Origin of the sequence: Mycolicibacterium mageritense (assembly GCF_010727475.1) — a bacterium.
Classification (GTDB): Bacteria; Actinomycetota; Actinomycetes; order Mycobacteriales; family Mycobacteriaceae; genus Mycobacterium; species Mycobacterium mageritense.
Genome location: NZ_AP022567.1, coordinates 1 through 19,840, shown reverse-complemented (window position 1 = coordinate 19,840; position 19,840 = coordinate 1). Strand labels below are relative to the sequence as shown.

25 protein-coding genes and 1 pseudogene are annotated in these 19,840 nt (G+C 63.1%); 18 read left to right on the top strand and 8 right to left on the bottom strand.

Features of this window, described 5'->3' with window-relative positions:
- The first annotated feature begins 4 nt into the window (after window positions 1-4).
- The 3 genes from acpS (at window position 5) to G6N67_RS00110 (ending at window position 2,805) form a co-directional block, all read left to right on the top strand.
- Window positions 5-397 (top strand): holo-ACP synthase AcpS, encoded by a 393-nt coding sequence (acpS, locus tag G6N67_RS00120; RefSeq protein WP_036436313.1) that lies wholly within the window; start codon window positions 5-7, stop codon window positions 395-397.
- A gap of 94 nt (window positions 398-491) precedes the next feature.
- On the top strand, window positions 492-1,820 hold the full coding sequence (locus G6N67_RS00115) for a dipeptidase (RefSeq protein ID WP_036436315.1): 1,329 nt from the start codon (window positions 492-494) through the stop codon (window positions 1,818-1,820).
- A 7-nt stretch (window positions 1,821-1,827) separates the two neighbouring features.
- Window positions 1,828-2,805 carry a calcium/sodium antiporter gene (locus G6N67_RS00110; protein WP_036436318.1) on the top strand — a complete coding sequence of 326 codons (978 nt, stop codon included), beginning with the start codon at window positions 1,828-1,830 and terminating at the stop codon, window positions 2,803-2,805.
- Window position 2,806: 1 nt separating this feature from the next.
- Here the strand turns inward: G6N67_RS00110 and bcp are convergent, their stop codons facing one another.
- Window positions 2,807-3,280 carry a thioredoxin-dependent thiol peroxidase gene (gene bcp, locus G6N67_RS00105; RefSeq protein WP_036438286.1) on the bottom strand — a complete coding sequence of 158 codons (474 nt, stop codon included), beginning with the start codon at window positions 3,278-3,280 and terminating at the stop codon, window positions 2,807-2,809.
- A 103-nt stretch (window positions 3,281-3,383) separates the two neighbouring features.
- On the opposite strand from bcp, the gene G6N67_RS00100 reads away from it, so the two are divergent.
- Window positions 3,384-3,611 carry a DUF3618 domain-containing protein gene (locus G6N67_RS00100; RefSeq protein WP_036436321.1) on the top strand — a complete coding sequence of 76 codons (228 nt, stop codon included), beginning with the start codon at window positions 3,384-3,386 and terminating at the stop codon, window positions 3,609-3,611.
- Between the two features lie 114 nt (window positions 3,612-3,725).
- Here the strand turns inward: G6N67_RS00100 and G6N67_RS38740 are convergent, their stop codons facing one another.
- Window positions 3,726-3,887: a hypothetical protein gene (locus G6N67_RS38740; RefSeq protein ID WP_165572174.1), complete on the bottom strand. Its 162-nt coding sequence runs from the start codon at window positions 3,885-3,887 to the stop codon at window positions 3,726-3,728.
- A gap of 677 nt (window positions 3,888-4,564) precedes the next feature.
- Between G6N67_RS38740 and G6N67_RS00095 the strand changes: the two genes are divergently transcribed.
- The 4 genes from G6N67_RS00095 (at window position 4,565) to G6N67_RS00080 (ending at window position 8,637) form a co-directional block, all read left to right on the top strand.
- On the top strand, window positions 4,565-5,260 hold the full coding sequence (locus G6N67_RS00095) for an LGFP repeat-containing protein (protein WP_036436323.1): 696 nt from the start codon (window positions 4,565-4,567) through the stop codon (window positions 5,258-5,260).
- A 77-nt stretch (window positions 5,261-5,337) separates the two neighbouring features.
- Window positions 5,338-5,508, top strand: a complete 171-nt coding sequence (locus G6N67_RS00090) for a hypothetical protein (RefSeq protein ID WP_163642038.1) — start codon at window positions 5,338-5,340, stop codon at window positions 5,506-5,508.
- Window positions 5,509-6,063: 555 nt separating this feature from the next.
- On the top strand, window positions 6,064-8,259 hold the full coding sequence (locus tag G6N67_RS00085; RefSeq protein WP_051578961.1) for a site-specific DNA-methyltransferase: 2,196 nt from the start codon (window positions 6,064-6,066) through the stop codon (window positions 8,257-8,259).
- Between the two features lie 12 nt (window positions 8,260-8,271).
- The gene (locus G6N67_RS00080) at window positions 8,272-8,637 is read left to right on the top strand and encodes a DEAD/DEAH box helicase family protein (protein ID WP_163642080.1); all 366 of its coding nucleotides are present in this window, start codon (window positions 8,272-8,274) and stop codon (window positions 8,635-8,637) included.
- Between the two features lie 7 nt (window positions 8,638-8,644).
- Here the strand turns inward: G6N67_RS00080 and G6N67_RS00075 are convergent.
- Window positions 8,645-9,538: pseudogene (locus G6N67_RS00075) on the bottom strand (transposase).
- Between the two features lie 463 nt (window positions 9,539-10,001).
- On the opposite strand from G6N67_RS00075, the gene G6N67_RS00070 reads away from it, so the two are divergent.
- The 7 genes from G6N67_RS00070 to G6N67_RS00040 all read left to right on the top strand — a co-directional run bounded on the left by G6N67_RS00070 (window position 10,002) and on the right by G6N67_RS00040 (window position 13,227).
- Complete coding sequence (locus tag G6N67_RS00070) at window positions 10,002-10,376, top strand: hypothetical protein (protein WP_163642078.1); 375 nt, start codon at window positions 10,002-10,004, stop codon at window positions 10,374-10,376.
- 512 nt (window positions 10,377-10,888) lie between these two features.
- On the top strand, window positions 10,889-11,323 hold the full coding sequence (locus G6N67_RS00065) for a hypothetical protein (RefSeq protein ID WP_163642076.1): 435 nt from the start codon (window positions 10,889-10,891) through the stop codon (window positions 11,321-11,323).
- Complete coding sequence (locus tag G6N67_RS00060) at window positions 11,266-12,030, top strand: hypothetical protein (RefSeq protein WP_163642074.1); 765 nt, start codon at window positions 11,266-11,268, stop codon at window positions 12,028-12,030. Before G6N67_RS00065 ends, G6N67_RS00060 begins: the two co-directional genes overlap by 58 nt.
- Window positions 12,027-12,173 (top strand): hypothetical protein, encoded by a 147-nt coding sequence (locus tag G6N67_RS00055; protein ID WP_163642072.1) that lies wholly within the window; start codon window positions 12,027-12,029, stop codon window positions 12,171-12,173. The genes G6N67_RS00060 and G6N67_RS00055 overlap by 4 nt, the downstream gene beginning before the upstream one ends.
- A gap of 309 nt (window positions 12,174-12,482) precedes the next feature.
- On the top strand, window positions 12,483-12,680 hold the full coding sequence (locus G6N67_RS00050; RefSeq protein ID WP_163642070.1) for a hypothetical protein: 198 nt from the start codon (window positions 12,483-12,485) through the stop codon (window positions 12,678-12,680).
- The gene (locus tag G6N67_RS00045; RefSeq protein WP_163642068.1) at window positions 12,677-12,991 is read left to right on the top strand and encodes a hypothetical protein; all 315 of its coding nucleotides are present in this window, start codon (window positions 12,677-12,679) and stop codon (window positions 12,989-12,991) included. The genes G6N67_RS00050 and G6N67_RS00045 overlap by 4 nt, the downstream gene beginning before the upstream one ends.
- Window positions 12,988-13,227, top strand: a complete 240-nt coding sequence (locus G6N67_RS00040) for a hypothetical protein (RefSeq protein WP_036436335.1) — start codon at window positions 12,988-12,990, stop codon at window positions 13,225-13,227. The genes G6N67_RS00045 and G6N67_RS00040 overlap by 4 nt, the downstream gene beginning before the upstream one ends.
- 21 nt (window positions 13,228-13,248) lie before the next feature.
- Here the strand turns inward: G6N67_RS00040 and G6N67_RS00035 are convergent, their stop codons facing one another.
- From G6N67_RS00035 to G6N67_RS39445, 3 genes are all read right to left on the bottom strand, one after another.
- Complete coding sequence (locus G6N67_RS00035) at window positions 13,249-13,941, bottom strand: neutral zinc metallopeptidase (RefSeq protein ID WP_163642066.1); 693 nt, start codon at window positions 13,939-13,941, stop codon at window positions 13,249-13,251.
- Between the two features lie 87 nt (window positions 13,942-14,028).
- A complete protein-coding gene (locus tag G6N67_RS00030) occupies window positions 14,029-14,415 on the bottom strand; it encodes a hypothetical protein (RefSeq protein WP_163642064.1) in 387 nt (128 codons plus the stop codon).
- A gap of 787 nt (window positions 14,416-15,202) precedes the next feature.
- A complete protein-coding gene (locus G6N67_RS39445) occupies window positions 15,203-15,325 on the bottom strand; it encodes a hypothetical protein (protein WP_268951243.1) in 123 nt (40 codons plus the stop codon).
- Between the two features lie 326 nt (window positions 15,326-15,651).
- On the opposite strand from G6N67_RS39445, the gene G6N67_RS00025 reads away from it, so the two are divergent.
- Window positions 15,652-15,807: a hypothetical protein gene (locus G6N67_RS00025; protein WP_163642062.1), complete on the top strand. Its 156-nt coding sequence runs from the start codon at window positions 15,652-15,654 to the stop codon at window positions 15,805-15,807.
- Between the two features lie 122 nt (window positions 15,808-15,929).
- Here the strand turns inward: G6N67_RS00025 and G6N67_RS00020 are convergent, their stop codons facing one another.
- Window positions 15,930-16,208, bottom strand: coding sequence for a hypothetical protein (locus G6N67_RS00020; RefSeq protein ID WP_163642060.1), 279 nt, complete (start codon window positions 16,206-16,208; stop codon window positions 15,930-15,932).
- Between the two features lie 240 nt (window positions 16,209-16,448).
- On the bottom strand, window positions 16,449-16,841 hold the full coding sequence (locus G6N67_RS00015) for a hypothetical protein (protein ID WP_163642058.1): 393 nt from the start codon (window positions 16,839-16,841) through the stop codon (window positions 16,449-16,451).
- Here G6N67_RS00015 and G6N67_RS00010 point away from each other — a divergent pair, their 5' ends adjacent.
- Together G6N67_RS00010 and G6N67_RS00005 are read left to right on the top strand one after the other, a co-directional pair.
- Window positions 16,842-17,402, top strand: a complete 561-nt coding sequence (locus tag G6N67_RS00010; protein ID WP_163642057.1) for a hypothetical protein — start codon at window positions 16,842-16,844, stop codon at window positions 17,400-17,402.
- 1,596 nt (window positions 17,403-18,998) lie between these two features.
- A complete protein-coding gene (locus tag G6N67_RS00005) occupies window positions 18,999-19,799 on the top strand; it encodes a hypothetical protein (protein ID WP_163642055.1) in 801 nt (266 codons plus the stop codon).
- Window positions 19,800-19,840 lie beyond the last annotated feature (41 nt).

The following is a 19,840-nucleotide window of genomic DNA, read 5'->3' as shown; positions in this document are numbered from 1 at the left end:
CTGCGTGGCGATAGTCGGAGTAGGCATCGATCTGGTTTCCATACCGGATTTCGCCGAGCAGGTTGATCGGCCGGGCACGGTTTTCGCCGAGACGTTCACGCCAGGTGAGCGCCGGGACGCCGCGGACAAGAGTTCGTCGGCGGCCCGGCACCTGGCGGCTCGGTGGGCGGCCAAGGAAGCCGTGATCAAGGCCTGGTCGAGTTCACGGTTCTCCAAGCGCCCGGCGTTGCCGGAGGGGATCCACCGCGACATCGAGGTGGTCACCGACATGTGGGGGCGCCCCAAGGTGCGGCTGTCCGGTGACATCGCCAAGCATCTGGAGGACGTCACCATCCACGTATCGCTGACCCACGAGGCGGACACCGCCGCCGCGGTCGCGATCATCGAGGAACCCTAACCGGCGAGCAGACGCCAAAGTCCCCTGGAAAGCGCCTTCCGGGGGACTTTGACGTCTGCTCGCGCGGGTGGGGCGACCCACTACGCTCGTCACCATGAGTGATGTCGTGCAGCGGGTTCAGCAGGTGTTGCCGTCGGTGCGGGCCGATCTGGAGGATCTGGTCCGCATCCAGTCGGTATGGGCCGACCCGGCCCGCCGCGACGAGGTGGCCCGCAGTGCCGAGGCGGTCGCGAAACTGTTCTCCGATGCGGGCTTTCCCGAGGTCCGCATCGTCAGCGAAGGCGGTGCCCCCGCGGTCATCGCGCATCACCCGGCGCCCGACGGCGCCCCCACGGTTCTGCTCTACGCCCATCACGACGTACAGCCCGAAGGCGACCCGGCGCAGTGGAACTCCGCGCCTTTCGAACCGACGGAACGCGACGGCCGGCTCTACGGCCGCGGTACCGCCGACGACAAGGCCGGTATCGCAACACATCTGGCGGCGATCCGGGCGTTCGACGGCAAGCCGCCGGTGGGCGTGACGGTGTTCGTCGAAGGTGAGGAGGAGTCCGGTTCCCCGTCACTGGGCGCGCTGCTGGCCGCGCACAAAGACGCGCTGGCCGCCGACGTCATCGTCATCGCCGATTCCGACAACTGGAGCACCGAACAGCCCGCGCTGACCGTATCCCTGCGCGGTCTGGCCGACTGCGTGGTCGAGGTGGCCACGCTTGATCACGGTCTGCATTCGGGGCTGTGGGGCGGCGTGGTGCCCGACGCCCTGAGTGTGCTGGTGCGCGTTCTCGCCAGCCTTCACGACGACGACGGCAACGTCGCGGTCGCCGGCTTGCACGAGGCCACGGCGGCCGACGTGGACCGCGGACCCGACTGGGTGCGTGAAGAGTCCGGTCTGTTGCCGGGCGTGTCCGAAATCGGTTCCGGCTCAGTGGTACAACGCATGTGGGCCAAGCCCGCCATCACCGTCATCGGCATCGACACCACGCCCATCGACAAGTCGTCCAACACCCTGATTCCGCGGGCCAGAGCCAAGATCAGCATGCGTGTCGCACCGGGTGGCGACGCCCGGGCGCACCTCGACGCGTTGACGCGCCACCTCGAGAAGCACGTCTCGTGGGGCGCACAGGTCACGGTGACACCGGGCGACATCGGCCAGCCCTACCAGATCGACTCCACCGGAGACGTTTACGACGCCGCACGCGCGGCGTTCCGGCAAGCCTGGGGCACCGATCCCATCGACATGGGCATGGGCGGCTCGATCCCGTTCATCGCCGAGTTCGCCGCCACCTTCCCGAACGCGACGATCCTCGTCACCGGCGTCGAAGACCCCGCCACGCAGGCGCACAGCATCAACGAGAGCCTGCACCTGGGGGTGCTCCGGAAGGCCGCGACAGCGGAAGCGCTACTGCTCGAAGCGCTGGCGCGCTAGTCCACGCATGGCCGGAGACGCCGCGTGGTTCGTGGTCGGCCTCATCGCCCTGACCGTCGGGGCGGAAGCGATGGTCCGCGGCAGCACCAACGTCGCGGCCCGGCTCGGGATCAGTCCGATCTTGATCGGGTTGACGGTCGTGTCGATCGGCACCAGCCTGCCCGAACTCGCGATCGGTATCACCGCGGCCACCGAGGGCAGCGGCGAGCTCGCGGTCGGAAACATCGCAGGCACCAACGTCGTCAACATCCTGTTCATCCTCGGCCTGAGCGCACTGCTGCGGCCCCTGGCGATCGAGGCCCGCACGCTTCGGTTCGATCTGCCGGTGATGGCCGGTGCGGCCGTGCTGCTGTGGCTGCTGGCGGCCAACGGCGTGCTGTCCCGCATCGACGGCGCGATCCTGGTGTGCTGCGCGGCCGTGTACACCGCGGCGCTGATCCGAGCCTCGCGGCGCGAAAGCCGAGACGTCGTCGCCGAGTACGCACATGCGTACCCGGACAGCCCGAGGGCCGCACCGTCGCGGCGACGTGCCGCCTACGACACCGCGATGATGTTGGGCGGCATCGTCGTCATCATCATCGGGGCCGAGTGGCTGGTCACGGGAGCCGTCGGGATGGCCCGTGGATTCGGCGTGTCCGACGCCCTCATCGGCCTGACCGTCGTCGCCATCGGCACATCGGCCCCCGAACTGGTCACCACCGTCGTGTCGACCGTGCGCGGTGAGCGCGACGTCGCGATCGGCAACCTGCTCGGCAGCAGCATCTACAACATCGTGCTGATCCTCGGCGTCACGTGCCTGGTGCCCGCACACGGATTGCCGGTGTCGCAGAGCCTGGTACGGGTCGACATTCCGATCATGGCGGCCGCGGCTCTGGTGTGCATCCCGATCTTCATCTCGGGACGACGGATCCACCGCGGGGAAGGAGCCGCGATGGTCACCGCCTACCTGGCCTACCTGGCCCTGCTGTTGACGACGCAGACCTGACCTAGACCGAGAGATCGCGGCGTAGTTTGGCGACGTGCCCCGTGGCCCGCACGTTGTACTGCGCGACCTCGATCTTGCCCTTCTCGTCGACCACGAACGTCGAACGGATAACGCCCTGAACGGTTTTCCCGTACATCGTCTTCTCGCCGAACGCGCCCCAGGCCGTCAGAACCTTTTTGTCCGGGTCGGACAGCAGCGGGAAGGTCAGCCCCTCGTTGTCGCGGAACTTGGCCAGCTTCTCCGGCTTGTCGGGCGAGATTCCCACGACGTCGAGCCCGGCCCCGTTGAGTTCGGCGAGACTGTCGCGAAAATCGCACGCCTGCTTGGTGCAACCCGGCGTCGACGCGGCGGGGTAGAAGTACACGATGACCTTGCGGCCCCGGTAATCGGCAAGCTTGACGGTGTTGCCGTCGGCGTCAGGCAAACTGAACGCGGGGGCGGTGTCACCCACCTGGAGTCGCGGGGTTGGCGGCATGCGCTGGATTCCCTTCTTCTCGACCGGTGCCGTCGTCACACGGCACGCTGCTCTAGGGTAGTTCGGCAGGGCAGCACGACTCAGAGCGGCTTGGAGGAGCGCAGTGGTGAACCGGGATCCTGACACGATCAAACAAGAGATCGATCAAGCTCGCGACCAGTTGGCAGCAACTGTGGACTCTTTGGCCGAGCGCGCCAATCCGCAACGGCTGGCCGACGACGCCAAGGCCGTCGTGCTGGGCTTCGTCAAGAAGCCCGTCGTGATCGCCTCGCTGGCCGGCACCGGCGCGTTGGTGGTCTTCATCGTCATTCGCCGGATCAAACGGCACTGAGCTGTCGCCCATGCCGCACCGGCGGCATGGGTTTGAATCACCGTTCAGTGCGGACTGTTTCGGGATTTCGACGTGCGGATGCCGGCCGCTCAGCGGCTGGCGCAGATTCGCCGCTCAGCGGCGGCGGCCCGGCAGGAGCCAATCCGTCAACGAAAAACTCGGGGGATTGGCGACGCGGCCGAGGCGACTGCAGGTGTACACCGCGAGGGGCTGTTGCGCAGCAACTGCGGCACCGCTCGGCGTCTCGGCATTCGGCCTGCCCGCAGTGATGCTCATCAGCTAACACCTCGTTTCCATGCGTTCGACTGGTCAGTTCGCGATACGCGGGACGCCAGCTAACTTGAGCCTAGCATCTTGACGGGTGTCTGACCAGCGTATGCGCTGCTTCCAGCGTACTTGGCAGTAACTTGCGCAATCGTCAAATAGTCAGATTTCGTGCATCTGTAACGCGCTGAATCCCTGGCTCTAGCACATTCTCAGCCAATTTGCAGATGCAGTGGGAGGCTCTGCGGGCGCGGAGTGTCCGCAATTCACCCGACATTGCTGGATGTCGTCGACTTTCGTACTTTTCCGAGCTGTGATCGGCGGCCGGCGGTGGCGTTTCTGCGGGTCGGCAGCTCGTTCGAGCCTACGTTGCAGCGTGGGTCTGCATTTGCTGCATTGGGAGTGCAATTTGGCCCTCCGGCCGCGATTGCGCAGCGACGCCGATGCCGGCTGATGCGCGCCGGCTGTTCTTCCATTGCAGCGCAGGGGATTTCGCGACTAAGTCAGGCGAACATTGGAAAATGGTGAGGCTTAATGTAAGGCACGGTGTGAACGGCTCTTATTTGAGAATTGGTTGCTACTGAGTCCTCGCCCAGCTAAGGTCGGATTCAGGTCTTGGCCGGGGGAGGCGGGCTGGGATCTGAGTGGAATCGCGACACGGATGGGCCGTGTGACAAGGGGAGATTCTAATGCAGCAAACGAAAGCGAAATTTGCCGCCATCATCGCAGCTGCTGCCGCGGGCGTACTCGGTGTTGGTTGTTCGAGCAATTCAGACAAACCCGAGTCGACCGGTGGGGAAGGCGCGGCAACCACCGGTGCCGAATCGGGTGCCGCCACGGCGTCGGGCGTGCCGGGAGTCGACGCGCCGGGCGAGCAAGGGGCTGCTCCGGGCTCCAACGGCGAGCCAGGCGGTGCCCCCGGCGAAGCGGGCGCGCCGGGGGCACCCGGCCAGCCGGGAGCACCTGGAGTTCCTGGCGCACCTGGCCAGCCGGGAGCACCCGGCGCACCGGCCGGTGGCGCCGACAGCACGACCATCGTCACGCCGAACGGAGAGTTCGTCGTGCAGGGCATCATCCTGCAGAAGTACAACGCGACCGGCGGGGCCAACAGCCCGCTGGGGGCGCCGACCGCCAGCGAGGAACCCGCGCCCAATGGCGGCCGCTTCAGCACGTTCGACGGCGGTGCCATCTATTGGACGCCGCAAACGGGCGCACACATCGTGTGGGGCGGTATCCGTGACGCGTGGGAGAACGACGGCGGTGCCGGCGGGCGCCTCGGCTACCCCACGGCCGACGAGAAAACGATCCCAGGGGGCTGGCAGTCGGAGTTCCAGCACGGAACCATCACGTACACCGACGGTGCCGCCAAAGTCGAGGTTCGTTAACAACACTGACGACGGCTCGCATCGGCACCTTCGGGGGGCCGGTGCGAGTCGTCGCTTACCCATATCTGGAGTTCCTGATGGCATATGTGAGCGACGAAACCCTCAACGATCTACGGAGGGAGCTCAATCGTTTCAAGTCCGAGCAGTATCGCGACCGTGGCTACGCCGCGGCACACCTGGCGGGGGCCGTCGAAATGCTGCTCGAAGAGGCTGAACAGAGTGTCGGGGAAAGTTACCGGGCCGGGTGAGCGGTGGGCCATGAAAGCAGAAAGCCGGTATCCGCCTTGCAGATACCGGCTCCGGCCTTGGTGCGCCGTCAGGGTTTCGAACCCCGGACCCGCTGTTAGTGGTCACCGCTGTCACCTGATATCAGCGACCGACAACGGCGGACTATAAAACCCTGTGAACTGGGGAAACTGTTAATGAACCGCCTCGCTCAACAGCGGGGTTGTCCACATATTCGGCTAATAAGTGGTCAACGGGGGAGGGGCTGACCACTTATGTCACGTCCCTTCGCAGGAACTGCGATTGACCGCTTCTGGGTGAGCACCTGTCCCAGATAGCGGTGAGGACTAACGCAGCGATTCCGCACAGAGGTCCGCGTCGTGGTCGGTCGTCGGCGGCTGGAACGGGTGACGGCGAGCTGGTCACGGCGGCGTGGCAGTGGGCGGATGCGCGGTTGTGTCGCTGGTTTGTTGCCCCTACCTCCAGATTGTGAGAGAAGGTCCGTGTCCCTGACCGCTATCGACGCCGACTCGATAGGGTCTAGGCAGTAACAGTGCAGGTTGAGGGGGTCATTTCGAATGTCAGACGAGCCATCAGCAGCGGTACCAGCTCCGAGGGCAACGAATCTGATCGACTCGCTCCTCAGTAGGGTCCGCGACAATGACCCGTCGCTAGCGGACGACCTCCGCCGCGCCATTAAGTCCGTCACCGCCGACCGCGAGTTCGGGTTGGTATTCAATCGTCACCTACCCGAGACTGTCGAACTGCCCGGACGCGCCGTGCGTGTTCTCGACAAGGTGCGCATCAAAGACGACGAGGGAGGGCGCACCTGGCGCGTGAACAAGGTGCGCCGCGCCAAGGGTGGTCGCGTTGCCGAGATTGTCAGTGCCGACACAGACGCGCTGAGGGACAACCAGCCGCTCGACAACCTCGTGGTGATCGCTGACTTCCGTGACCCCATCTACCCCGGACTCAAGTCCACAGGAGACCGCATCGAGCGCGGCGGGGAGAAGCCGTTCCACACTGTCATCAACGCCGAAAACGCACACGCGCTGGAAGCCCTGTCGTTTACGCACGCGGGCAAGGTCGATTGCATCTACATTGACCCGCCGTACAACACGCGAGCCAACGACTGGAAGTACAACAACGACTTCGTGGACCCGAAAGATACCTACTCGCACAGCAAGTGGCTGGCTTTCATGAAGCGGAGACTGGAGCTGGCGAAAAAACTGCTCGATCCCGATGACTCGGTTCTGATCGTCACGATTGACGAGAAGGAAGTGCATCGACTGGGGTTACTGCTGGAGCAGACTTTCCCGCAGGCGCGTATCCAAATGGTCTCATCGGTGATAAACCCCAAGGGCGTGTCACGGGGCGCTGAGTTCCGCCGCACCGATGAGTACATTTTCTATGCGATGTTGGGCGCTGCGGCTCCCACTCGGCTCCTCCTTGGTCCCGAGTGGTCGAGTTCAGCAGCGGGTACAGAGGATGTTTCGGCTGAGGACGTTGACACGGAACCGGAGCTTCAAACTCCCGAGTGGACCTCAATGATGCGCCGTGGATCAAACGCCGCGCGGGCTGACCGTCCGTCGATGTTCTATCCGATATACGCCGACCCGTCCATCCCGAAGATCGTTGATGTTGGTGACGCCCTCCCAGCGGGTGTTCATGAGGCTCCGACGCGCAAGGGGCTCGTTGCGATTTTGCCTCTGCGACGGAATGGCAAGGAAGGACGGTGGCAGATATCGGCGGGCGAACTGCGAACGCGGATAGAACAGGGACGTGTACGACTTGGGCGTCCAACTACTTACGGCTTTGTCGTGAACTACTTGCCAGACGGTGCGTACGAAGCCGTGATGTCTGATCAGTTTGAGGTCACAGGTCGGGCAGAGGATGGATCGCTCATCGCGGTTGGTCGGCGCGACGGGCGACGCATCGCACCTACTCAATGGAAGCTGCGCGCTCACAACGCCTCCGAGCATGGCTCCACTCTCTTGTCGAGTTTTCTGCCTGGGCGTAGTTTTCCCTTTCCGAAATCGTTGTACGCCGTGGAGGATTGCCTGCGGTTCTTCCTCAAGGACAAGCCCGATGCGGTGATCCTTGACTTCTTCGCAGGATCGGGAACGACTGCTCATGCCGTGATGCGGTTGAACCGTCAAGACAACGGTTGGCGACAGTCCATCTCCATCACGAACAACGAAGTCTCGGCTGACGAGCAGAAGAAGCTCCGTGAGGAGGGACGGTACCCAGGTGATGCCGCATGGGAGGCGTGGGGAATCTGTGAGTACATCACCAAACCTCGAATCAAAGCGGCGGTGACGGGGCGGACTCCCGAAGGCGAGACCATCAAGGGTAATTACAAGTTCACCGATGAGTTCCCGATGTCCGAGGGCTTCGAGGAGAACGTCGAGTTCTTTACCCTGACCTACGAAGACGCCGAAGCTGTGCGGCTGGACCTAGCTTTCACCGCCGTAGCGCCGATGTTGTGGCTGCGCGCGGGTGGGCAAGGCTCTCGAATTGACACGCGCACGGACACTTTCGCAGTTGCCGATCACTACGGCGTGCTCTTCGACCCTGACCATTGGCGCGGCTTCGTACGCTCTCTGGAGAAGGTCGAGGTCTTGCGCTGTGTGTATGTGGTGACCGACGACGATGCACTGTTTCAGCGCGTCACATCGAAGCTGCCCGACGAAGTGAACGGGCATCGGCTTGATGTGGTGCGTTTGTACGAGAACTACCTGAATAACTTCGAAATCAACACAACTCGCGTGTAGGAGTAACCGGAAGTGCATTTCTCGCTATTCGACTACCAGGACTCGGCTGCACGTGAGGTGCTGTCGAAACTGGTGACTGCACGCAAAATCTACCGTGACCCGAACTACAACAAGCGCACCGCATTTGCTCTCGCTGCCGTCACTGGCGCGGGCAAGACCGTCATCGCTTCGGCAGTGATCGAAGCCTTGTTCAAAGATTCGAACGAATACGACATCGAACACGACCCCACGGCGGTTGTTCTCTGGCTGACTGACGATGAGAGCCTCAACAATCAAACCAAAGGCAGGATGCTCACCGCGTCGGAGCTGAACTCGAACCAGCTTCTGTCCATCAACAACACGGACTTCCCAGGAGATATTGTCAAGACTTGTGGATGAGCGAGTTTCAGGCGGCCTCCTCGGTGGGTGAGGTGGAGTCGGTTTCGGCGAGTTTTCCTTCGAAGGTGGCGCCGTCGCGGACCAGTTTCACCAGGTGGGGTGCGTTGACCGCTCGCCATTTCGCCTGTGCGGCCTCGATCAGCTTGTAGGCCATCGCCAGACCCGCAGCGCGGGATCCGGGGCCTTTGGTGACCTTGGTCCGCAGTCGCACGGTCGCGAAGGTGGATTCGATCGGGTTAGTGGTGCGCAGGTGTATCCAGTGTTCGGCCGGGTACCGGTAGAACTCGAGCAACACGTCGGCGTCATCGATGATCTTGGCCACAACCTTGGGGTACTTGGCGCCGTAAGCCTTCTCGAAGGCCACGATCGCTTGGCGTGCGTGCGTGTCGTCTTCGGCGTTGTAGATTTCCTGCATCGCTTTGATCGCGTTGGGGTGTGCTGATTTCGGCAGTGCAGCAAGCACATTGGCTTGTTTATGGAACCAGCAGCGTTGCTCACGCGCTTGTGGGAACACCTCCGCAGCGCGGCCCAGAACCCGAGCGCCCGTCCCCGACCGCCAGGGCCGGCGCCGTCATGCCGCGGCGTTTGCACGAGCGCAGCAGATCGGCCCACGACTCGGTCGATTCCCGATACCCATCAGCCAGGGCGATGAGTTCCTTCTTGCCGTCGGCGCGACCCCGATCATCACCAGCAGGCATAGTTTCTCCTGCTCCAAACGCACTTTGAGGTGGATGCCGTCGACCCACAGGTACACATAATCGGCGGTGATAGCCCGGTCGGCGAAGGCGGCGGCCTCTTTCTGCCATTGACTGGTCAGCCGGGTGATCGTGGCTGCTGACAGCCCCGCGCCCGACCCCAGGAACTGCTCCAGGCGGCCCGAAATCACCGGAGGACAGCCCATGCAGGTACAGCAACGGAAGCACCGCAGAGATCCGGCTCTTGCGTGCCCACGCAGGCAGGATCTTCGACGAAAACTTCTGCCGCTCACCGGTTTCCGGTCGACACGCTTGTCGTTGACCCCGGGTGCCACCGCGACCGCACCGGCGGCGGTCATCACCTCACGTTCGTGGTGATACCCGTTGCGCACCACCAGCCGGTGCCCATTCTCATCGACCTGATCGACGAACTGGTCGATATAGGCGGCGACCTCAGCGCGCAGTGCCGCGGCGAGCATCTGCCGGGCCCCGTCACGCACGATCTCATCGAGGATCGAGCGGTCTTGGCCGGCCGGGTTGGAACCTTCGTTGTTGTTGACTACCGTGAGCACGAAGCGTGCCTTTCCGCCAGCGCTGCAACGCTGACTTGATCAAGTGACTACCGGGATCATATTTGCGGGAAGGCACGCCCTCCCAGATCCACAAGTCTTGATCATTCCTCACTTCCCAGAAGTCTTCGACCCGCTGACCGTGTACTTCCTGAATGTGCAGAAGCTGTATGACGGCTCAACGAGTTGGACTCAACGAACCGCGACGCGTCCTTGGACGCTGTGGGACACCATTAAGAACACCATCGAAGAACCCACGCGCACCCTCTATTTGGTCCTCGATGAGGCGCACAAGGGTATGACCAACGGTAAGCAGAACAAGTCCACCACGGCGCTGCGTCTGGTCAACGGGGAAGGTGACCGTCCGCCAGTGCCAATCGTGTGGGGCATCTCCGCGACGCCTGAGCGGTTCAAGAAGGCTATGGAGGGTGCCACTGGTCGGATGACCGAGGACGACGACAGTCTCAGTCGCTGATGTTCAGGACTCCGGCTCCTCAAAGACACCATCGTCCTCAATGCGCCAAGTGAAGATGGACAGTTCGAGACAACGATGCTGCGGGCAGCCGTGGCATCTGTGAAGGACCAAACTGCGCGTTGGGATGCCTACTGCCAGGAACAGGGTATTGATCCCGCTTCCGCTGCTGGTGGTTCAGGTCGGAGACAAACCAAGCGACGCTGAACTCAAACTCATTGTCGGTACCATCCTCGAAGAGTGGGATGAACTGACCGAGAAGAACATTCGCCACGTGTTCGGGGACCACTCGACATCGCAACGGCAGGCATCAACGTCCGTCACGTCGAACCCGAAACTGTTCAAGCGGAAGTCCTATATCCGTGTGCTTCTTGCCAAGAACGCGGTGAACACAGGATGGGACTGCCCACGAGCCGAGGTGTTGTTCTCGATGCGGGCGGACGGGACCGCACCTTCATTACACAGTTCCGGGCGCATGGTCCGTACCGTTAGCACGACGGATACCCTCGGACGAATTGCTGAACTCGGTCACCTGCCTGCTTCCCAAGTTCGATTCGCAGACCACCGACGAGGTGGCAAAAGCACTGACCAACCGTGCGTACGACGAATCCAGCTCGGATGGAGAGAATGACGGCGGCAAACAGCGGGTTTTGCGCGATCCAGTGACGTTGCATCAAAACATCGTGCCCCCAGGCGGTGTTGACGACGGAGACCCACGCAAGGACAGCTACGTCCCACAGGCGGTGTTCGATCTGTTCCCGCTCTTGCCCAGTGAGACGAAGCCGCAACCTGCCGCCAAACCCTTAGCGAATCTGTTCGACGCCGCTGTCGCACTTGCGGGTGACGGACTGCTGACAGACGCGAACGCGAAAGCGCTGCAATGTTATTCGACGTGCTCGACGGGATTTTCAACTCGTCGGAGCACAAGGACGCCATCGCAAAAGCTATAGCGGACATCCAGACCGCCGATGTCGCGGTGACTGAAGTGAACATGAAGGACGGCTCAACCAACTCGGACAAGATGACGCTCGCCGCTGATACCCGCGCCATCGACGCGGCGTTCAGCGCCGCGAGTCGAGCCATCACCAAGAACATCGCCACGAAGTACCAAAAGTTCCGCGCCGAACGTGACAAGGACGCGGACGGCAACATGGACCTCATCCAGGCGAAACTCGAAGTGGCTGCGCTTACAACACTTCCAGTGGTGAAAACGGCGCTCGATGAGAAGGCAACCGCTGTAGTCAAGGAATGGATGGCGACCTACGACGCGGGGATTCGTGCACTCAGCGATGAGCAGAAGGCCCAGTACAGCAGGATCAGGGACGTGCTGGTGCCGCTACCTCAACCAGCAGTATTGCCGACCACAAGCTGGAGCCGACCAGGACAAGGAAGGAAAGAACCCATGCCCACTTCGCGGCGGCACCTGTTGTCCGATGCGAACGGCGACTATCCGCTGGACTTCAGGAGCGGTTGGGAGCACCAAGTCGTGAAGACCGAGCTAGCGCGGAAGGGTACTGCGAAGGTCGTTGGCTGGTACCGCAATCCTTCGGCGGCAACGGAGAATGCAATTCGCGTGCCGTATCAGAGGAAGGACGGAAGCTGGACCACTGCGCAGCCCGATTTCATCTTCTTCAGCAGAAGGCAGACGGCACCGTGATCGCATCGGTGGTCGATCCGCACGGCAGTCACTTCGATGACGGTATCGAGCGGCTGAAGGGTTTCGCCGCCTTCGTGGAGCGGTACCCGTCCGAGTACGCGGGCTTCGAATCGCTGGCGAAGAACAAGTCGGGAGACTGGTGAAGCTCAACTTGCTCGACTCCGAAGTGCGCAAGGCGATTCGTGCCGATGGCGCGAGCGACAAGGAGCTTTAACGGACCACGCGGTGAAGTACGCCTGACGAACCTGTTACGTGGCCGTGACTCGAATCAGGTCACATCGCTGGATTCTGCACGTCCCCATTACCTGCTGCCTGATGTCGGTGGCTGAGCGATGCTGACACCATGAGCAACGACGTGACCGAAGACATCCCCGTCTACCTGACGCGCGCGAGTACCGGGTCTGTGGGTAACAACCATCAGCGGCGCGGTGCATGTGTGGGACTTCGACGCCATGACCATCGCGCGCGCCCGCCCCGACGATGACACCGTGATGCGATGGGACGGTGATGCGGTGTCCATCGTCAGCGTGATCGACTACCCGAGAATCGGGCACGGTTTCGGTGTCGTCCTGGACACCCCTGGTGTCGATGGGTGCGTGACCATCAGGACATCGTCCGATGTGGTGAGGATCGAAAGAGCCGCGTCGTGACCTACGACCTCACGCCCTTCATCACCGACGCTGACCGAATGTGGCTACAGGCAAGGGTGACCTGGATACCGCGCGACGGCGGGGACACCGTGACCGTGAGCGGCGACTACCTGGAGGGGCGGATGGCGCGGCGGATGGGCTGCGGGATTGAGGAGATGTGCGATGACCTGGGGATCATCCACCACCTCAACGACACCGAGCACTACCTGATGCTGTGCGACCTGGTGAATAGGCAACTGTCCCGCCGCCCTTGGGCGGAGCTGCACTGTCCCGAGGGCGTGGCACGCCTGGAGCTGATCCCGCCGCCGTGACTGACCCGCTGGACGCGCTGCTTGACACCATCGACGCCCTGGAGCTGGACGACGACGACACCGATGACTTCCCGTGGACGGACGCCGCGCGGTGGTGTCCGACCGAGCTGGACTGGGCTGACCCGTATGACGACCCGTTGCCCGCGTTCGAGGACGACGGCGCGGTGATTGTGACCGACCCCGATAGACCGTGGGTGGTGCGGTATGAGCCGCCGTGGTGGGCTGCTGAGTTATGAAATATGTTGTGGGGTAAGCGTTTACGGTGAGTACGACAAACACGCGGCGGGATCAGTCATCGCCCGCCCCGCTTCGATGCCTGCAATGCGGGCTGCGCGTTGGTCGGCATCCTCGGTACCTTCGGGCTTGGCAGCATTCACCGCCGCGTCCCAGTCCCCGGTGTAGTCGGTCGCGTTGGTACGCATGTATGCCCCGGACAAGCAATCGGCGCGGTTTTCGGCGGTAACACCGCGTGAGGGTTGCCCCACGGCGTCCTCGACGGCGTGCCCGTACTCGTGAGCCATCACCAGAGCCACCGCCAGGTCGCCGCCTTCGGTGCGGATGCGCTCCAACTCGGAAACATCCCAGATGATCGTGTCCGATTTCGTGGTTGCGGGACAGTAGCCCGCCACCTTCACGGCGTCACCGTCGCACGTCGGGCGCTCGCCAAGGCGGCTATCGAACGGCACCACCTCTGCGCTGATCGTGCGCCCCAGCGCGGTCTCCCAGAAAGGGTCGATGTCGTTGAGCGCCCTCCATACCAATTCCTGCACGGTCTCGGCAGCGGCGGCGGTTGTCGGCGCGGCGGTCAAAGTCGGCATAGGAGCTTTTGGCGTGGTCACGGCGGGTGAGCTGATTGCGGTGCCAGCGGTCGTCGTTGTCCCGCACGCGGACAGCGCGATAGCCGTCACCACCGCTGCGGTGACGGTCGCCCAGCGCTTCCGTGTGCCCATACCTGATACAACGCTCGGTACAAACAGTTCGGTACCAGTGGCTAGGGGACGTGACACTTTGCGGCTCATATCTTGAAAGACCCTTCGCTAGAACCCGAATCGGCGGGCGGCGGTGTGGAACGTCCTGTTGTGCCCAGGTCGGTGTCGATGCCGTCGAAGCGGCGTCCGGCTTCGGCTTCCAGCCTCGGTGTCCTCGGCGCGTGTGACGGTGACCTGCGCCTGGTTGTCCAGTTCGGATTTGATAGCGCCCAGCGATGCGGCGATCTTCACCATGCCCTCGTTGAGGGACGCGGCGGTCGGGTCATAGGCTCCCAGTGCCTCCCACTTCGTGCCCCACTCGGCGGTCTCCGTGAGCACGTCTGCCGCTGCGGTGTCGATGGCGGTGATGGTCGCGGAGATGCTGCTCGAAAGCGCGGTCAGTCGCTGCCTCTCGTTCGCCAATGCCTCAGGGTCTACGGTGATTTCGTCGCTCATCGCTTCGGCTCCTCGTCGTCGCGGTCGTCAGGATGCCCAGCAGTTCGTCCAGTTCGCGGTTCAGCTCCTCCTCGGAACGAAGAATCACGGGACGCTTCATGTGGGCGACATTTTCGCCGCTGCCCATCGAGCCGTTGGGCGGGCGTACACCACCAGCCCCGCCCATCACGCCACCACCTGCGGGCGGGGTGTTGGTAGTCGGGGGTGTCCCCTGAGGGGGCGTAACACCCTGCGCGCCAGACGTGTTGGTCGGCGGTGAGGACGTGAGCCCTGCGCCAAGGATTCCCGCAGCGGCGGTACCAGCAACACCTGTTCCAGCGTCCAGAGCCGCGTCACGCTCGTCCGCCGATCCTGCGCTTCGCGCTTCTTCTCGGGTGACTGAGGTGCCCCTCCACGGGATGCCTGCGGCTGCGAAAGCTGCCCAGGCGCACCGCCACCGGGTCCGTACGCGGCGTTGGGTTGCTGCCGCCTGTCTGCATCGGCTGCCCGCCAGTCGCCTGAGTCGGTTGAGTGAGCTGCCCTGTGCCCGCTCTCCGCTGTGGGAGGAATCGTGGTGTCCGCGCTCGTCTCGGTACCCACGTTGGTGTCGCTGATCGGGTCAGTCATGGTGACGGGAGCTTCGGGCGTGCCTGTGGACATGGTTACCGGTGCGCTCTCACCGCCTTCGCTCATCGTGACGGGGGTGTCCTCAGCGCCCTCCACGTCGGGGTCTTCAGTACGGTCGCCGTCCAGGTCGCCCAGACCGCCGCCCGTTCCGTCACCGAAGTCGCCGTTCGGGTTTTCGGTACTAGGTATGGGGCACCTGCGGGGCTGCGGGCTGATCACCCCACTCGGTACCTGCTGTGTCGGAGTTGTGCAGGTCTTGCGCGGCTTCCTTCTTGCCCATCGCGTCCTTGAGTTCCTTCACCACCTCGGGGTCGTTGCCTGACGCGTGGCAAGCCTCGCAGGTCGGTGATGTCGGAGGGGCTCGGCGCTGCCTCCCCTTGTCGTAGGACGCCTGCGTCTGCGGTTACCGATGCGGTATGTAGCCAATCTGCCAGGTTTCCCAGATGCTGAGCCATCGTTGTCCTCGCGGCGTTCGCCGCGTCAACGGTGGTGCCCTTTCCGGGGAAAGGTGGACACAGAGGCGGTGTAGTCGTTGACCTGCTCTGCCAGCTCGCCAAGGCGTTGGCTGATTCCGTGGTACGGGCTCATCGTGCCTTCACCTCATCCCACGCGGCGCTGTACTCCGCTGCCATGTCAGTCTTCGGTTCCTCGGGCACCGACACGTCCAGGCGGGTCATCGGCGCGGGCGGAATCGGCGCACACCGTGCCAACATCTCGGCGCACAGCGGCTCACTGGGCGGGCGCTGCCTGCACCACGGTGCGGGCGCGCTCGATGCGGGGACGTGACACTCTGCCCATCCTGCCGTGGTTCAGCACCTACCCGTGCACCAAAACCCGCACCGGACAAAGCGGTGAGCACCGTGAGGGTTGCCGCTGCGGCTGTGGTCTTGTTCATCGGATACCTGCCTTCAGGGTCGTACCTGCGCCCAGCGTCGCGGGCTGTGTCTGTGGGTCATCAGTTCCGGGTGACGCTCGCGTGCCGTCTCGATCAGGCGTTGCGCGGCGCTCGCGGTCAAGCCCATCGCCGCGCCGATGGCGCGGTACGGGACGCCCAAACCGCGAAGGCGGGCGATGGTCAAGAACCGTGCTCGGCTCGCGTCGTGGGCTGCCTCCCGCGCGCGGTGCACCTCGGCGGTTTGTCGCCGAAGGGTCAGCAAGAGGCTCGCCCCGGAAACAGTTGCTGTCATATGCCCATCGTACAGGGTCTCTATGCAAAATACCCTGTAGATGAGGGTGTTGACTTGTATAGGGGTACTGTACGACGTTTGCTGTTAGGTGGACGTAACACCTGCGCGGCGCGCATCTCTTCCATGAACTCGCGGAAGTTCGCTTCCACCCTCGCCTGCTCGGCGGGGCGGCCTGAGCCCTGCGCTTCGGGGCTGCGTCCCGTTGTTCTTGCTCTGCCTGCTCTGCGCTCCTCCGCCGCTTCACGTGCCAGGTGGGCGGTGTAGGCGTCGTCCACGGTGATGGGATCGGCGGTCGGTTCGGGGACGGTAATCCCCGTGAAGGTTCGGGACGGATGACACCGCTTCCATCGCTGCCGCTACCTGCTCGGCATGGGCTGCGGTCTCCTGCTCGCGGATCGCGGTGAGGTAGTCAGTGAGGCGCTGTACCGCTTCGGTGTGCTCGGTTTCCGGTGACGTTTCGGGCGCTGCGTCCACAATGTCCACGGGATCGGTGACGGCGGTCGCGGCGGCGTGCTCGGCGCGTTTCTTGCGCATGTACTCCGCCTGCCGTTTCGCTGCTGCCGCCCGCCGCTTCTCCTGCTTTTCAGGGTCGGCACAGCGGCACCGTTTCCCACCTTCGGCGATGCTTTGCACATGCCCAATTCTACCACGAAAGACGTCATCCCTGGTCAGAAAGGTGCAACGGTGATTTTCGTGCGTAACACCTCTGACCTGCGGGTATTTTCTGCGATAAACCCCTACCTGCGGTTGGGGGTGGCGTTGCGTATTGCGAAGGTGTCGGCGGTAACGACACCTTCTGACCTGCATGTATTTTTCGTGAACTGTGGTTTTGGCGCTGCGCACACGGGGACGGTGAAGGGCGCTGCGTTGGGCGGGTGGGGTGGTCGATGGGGACTTTTCCTGGGGTCGCGGGAGAAGGTGGTCTACCTGCCCTCGGGCATCGGGCAGTTGCAGCCTTTTCGGGGCAGTTGTAATCAAAAACGCCACAACTGCCGCTGTGCGGCGGTCATGCGCACACCGGGAACTTCCGTGGTGCGTGGACGGCGCACATCAGGCATCGGGCGGCGGTCAACCGATCCGTTGCGGGATGCGCAGGTGGCGCTGAGGGGCGCTGTGCGCCCCTCTGAGCCACTGGGCGGGTCGCGGCGGGCAATCGGACACCTGATGCGGGAATCGCGGCTGTGTGCCCTGTGAGAGCCCTGAAACGGCGGTCGCCTGCCCATCGGGGCGGTGGTGGGCAGGAGGGCGCGGCTGTGGGGCACGTGGTGACCATGTGACCACTAGCGGGCATATGGTCCCGTTTCCGCTGGTCAGCGGTATATCGGGACTGCGCGGCGTACACACACGGTCACCTGGTCACCCGCCACACGGGACTCTGAATCGGCTGGTCGGGTGGGTTTTCGGGCGCGGCGTGAGGGTGGTGGGAGGGGAAAGAGGGGCGCTTGGCTGTGGGTGACGCATGGCGGGTGGTGGCGGCTGTAGGCGGTTTGTAGGCGGTTCTGGGGTCGTTTAGGCGATAAAGACCCCGTTTAGCCATGCCGCACAGCAGGATATCCGCAGGTCAGGGCATATTTCGCCGCTCGCATTTATGGCGGTATGGCGGTATGGCTGTCTTGAGCCCCGATATGGCGACTCCAGCCATGAATCGCCTACGCCGCTAGGGGTTTGCTCTCGTTATGAATACCTGGGGACGTGACACTTATATATTTATATACTCTGAGCTGCGGATATGCGTTTCGGTGAGCCGCGTTGTGAGAGCGGCGGCGCGTTAGCGGGAGGGGTTTTCGCGGCGCTCAAGACAGCCATACCGCCATACCGCCATAATCATTAATCGCCTACATGCCCTCTGACCTGCGGGTATGCGTCGCGGGACACCACTTTTTCAAGGCTACTACCCCCCATAACCGCCTAGTCATCGACAAAACCGCCAAAAACCGCCTAGCGTCCTCGACCCGAAATCGCCATACGCAGCCATACGCCGCCCAAACCCTCGCGGCGGCGGTTTGGGCGGTATCCAGCCTTGCTTCCGCGCCCCCGACGCCCGCACTCGGTGTGACCTTGGTCACACATGCTCGATTGCCTGTATACGTCAACATAACAGCAAACTTCTTGAGTCCGTTGGCCCTGCCCTCACGCTGCGGTGATGGCGAAGGGTGTTACGTCGATATCTACACATATACACAGGTAGGGGACACCACTTTCTCATTTGCACTTGTTTCGAGGGGTGTCGAATTTGTAGGCGATTCTGAAATCTGGAGATAGCGTTGACGTACTGAGCAAACAATTGACGGGATGAAAGGAAAGCCGTGAGCGTAGGCATCGACACACAACTCCAGACGCCCTGTTCGACGCCGACGCGCCGCGCATGACGGCGACGGAAACGGCGCAGCGCTTCGTGTCACACGCGGCGCAGTCCTCCATGCGATTCGCACAGGAAGGCTTCCAGCCCAGCGCGTGGGCAACGGGCAGCGGGTGACCGTGTGGCTAGTTCGCCCGCGCGACGCGCTCCTGATATGGGGTCACCGTCTCCACGCCGCGACCGACCGCTAAGCCCTAGAAACGACGAAACCCCGCCCGCCGCCAAGAAGTCCACCGGAAGGAATCTTCAAATGTCTAAGTCAAATGTAACACGGACTAACTCCGCTGACCCGTACGACCGTCCGAACCCATCGGAGAGCCAACTGACGGCGACCTCCTGGACGACATTGAAACCACCACCAATTTCTGGAACGCAAAGCCGCAACTTCAGCGCATTCATCAGGTTGCGCGCAGCGAAGGACGTATGTCTCCGTGGGGCCTTTTGGTAGCCGTGATGGCGCACCGCCTGAGCCACCGCCGAATGTGGTTCTGGTTCGCCGCAACGGTAAAGAGGGGAAGACCTTGGCAGGCGGCACCTCACTGAACACCTACGTGGCAGAGGTATCGCCACCATCAGGTGGCAAGACGGCGACCATGAGCGCCGCGAAGGAACTGGTGCCCCCGCTGGGCGGCACCATCGCAGACGGCACCGGGCAGGGCATCGTCAAAGCCTTCGCCGAGACGGTGAAGGTGTCCAAGGACGAAGAGGGTAAGCCTCTCGACACCCCCTACCTTGTGACCCGTTTCTTCCGTCATTCCGTGACCATCCACGCCGACGAGGTGGCGACCCTGAACGCCGAGTTCGCCCGTGAAGGGTCGAAGACGGGCGGCATGCTCCGATCACTGTGGATCGGCTCAGACGTAGGTATGACCAACGCCGACCGCGACCGCAACGTGTCTATCCCCGCGAACATGGCACGACTGGCGGCTATATGGGGTGTGCAGCCGTACGCCGCTCAGCAGATCATGGCGCAAGCCAAGGACGGAACTCCTCAGCGCTTTCTCTGGGTACCTGCGACGGAATGCCGACCGTCAAGCGAATGCCCTTCTGTTCCACCGCCCGCTGGTACGGAGTTTCCGTTCCTGCTGTTCGGTAACACTCCCGCGCAGCAGGCGATGGGCCCTGCTTCCCCACGAAATTCGGATGGACGCCGACCTGACCGACCTCCCGGACCCGATCTGGGTTCACTGGTCACCCCAAATGACGGCGGACATTTTGGCGTTTCAGGCTGAGCAGGACGCGATGACCAACCGATTCCCGTACGCCGCGAAAC

Bases quoted from the DNA above. Each gene is read 5' to 3' on its own strand.
- G6N67_RS00115 (WP_036436315.1), top strand. From the start codon at position 492: ATGAGTGATGTCGTGCAGCGGGTTCAGCAGGTGTTGCCGTCGGTGCGG.
- G6N67_RS00110 (WP_036436318.1), top strand. From the start codon at position 1,828: ATGGCCGGAGACGCCGCGTGGTTCGTGGTCGGCCTCATCGCCCTGACC.
- bcp (WP_036438286.1), bottom strand. From the start codon at position 3,280: ATGCCGCCAACCCCGCGACTCCAGGTGGGTGACACCGCCCCCGCGTTC.
- G6N67_RS38740 (WP_165572174.1), bottom strand. From the start codon at position 3,887: ATGAGCATCACTGCGGGCAGGCCGAATGCCGAGACGCCGAGCGGTGCC.
- G6N67_RS00095 (WP_036436323.1), top strand. From the start codon at position 4,565: ATGCAGCAAACGAAAGCGAAATTTGCCGCCATCATCGCAGCTGCTGCC.
- G6N67_RS00090 (WP_163642038.1), top strand. From the start codon at position 5,338: ATGGCATATGTGAGCGACGAAACCCTCAACGATCTACGGAGGGAGCTC.
- G6N67_RS00085 (WP_051578961.1), top strand. From the start codon at position 6,064: ATGTCAGACGAGCCATCAGCAGCGGTACCAGCTCCGAGGGCAACGAAT.
- G6N67_RS00050 (WP_163642070.1), top strand. From the start codon at position 12,483: ATGACCATCGCGCGCGCCCGCCCCGACGATGACACCGTGATGCGATGG.
- G6N67_RS00035 (WP_163642066.1), bottom strand. From the start codon at position 13,941: ATGGGCACACGGAAGCGCTGGGCGACCGTCACCGCAGCGGTGGTGACG.
- G6N67_RS00030 (WP_163642064.1), bottom strand. From the start codon at position 14,415: ATGAGCGACGAAATCACCGTAGACCCTGAGGCATTGGCGAACGAGAGG.
- G6N67_RS00025 (WP_163642062.1), top strand. From the start codon at position 15,652: ATGTCAGTCTTCGGTTCCTCGGGCACCGACACGTCCAGGCGGGTCATC.
- G6N67_RS00020 (WP_163642060.1), bottom strand. From the start codon at position 16,208: ATGACAGCAACTGTTTCCGGGGCGAGCCTCTTGCTGACCCTTCGGCGA.
- G6N67_RS00010 (WP_163642057.1), top strand. From the start codon at position 16,842: ATGCCCAATTCTACCACGAAAGACGTCATCCCTGGTCAGAAAGGTGCA.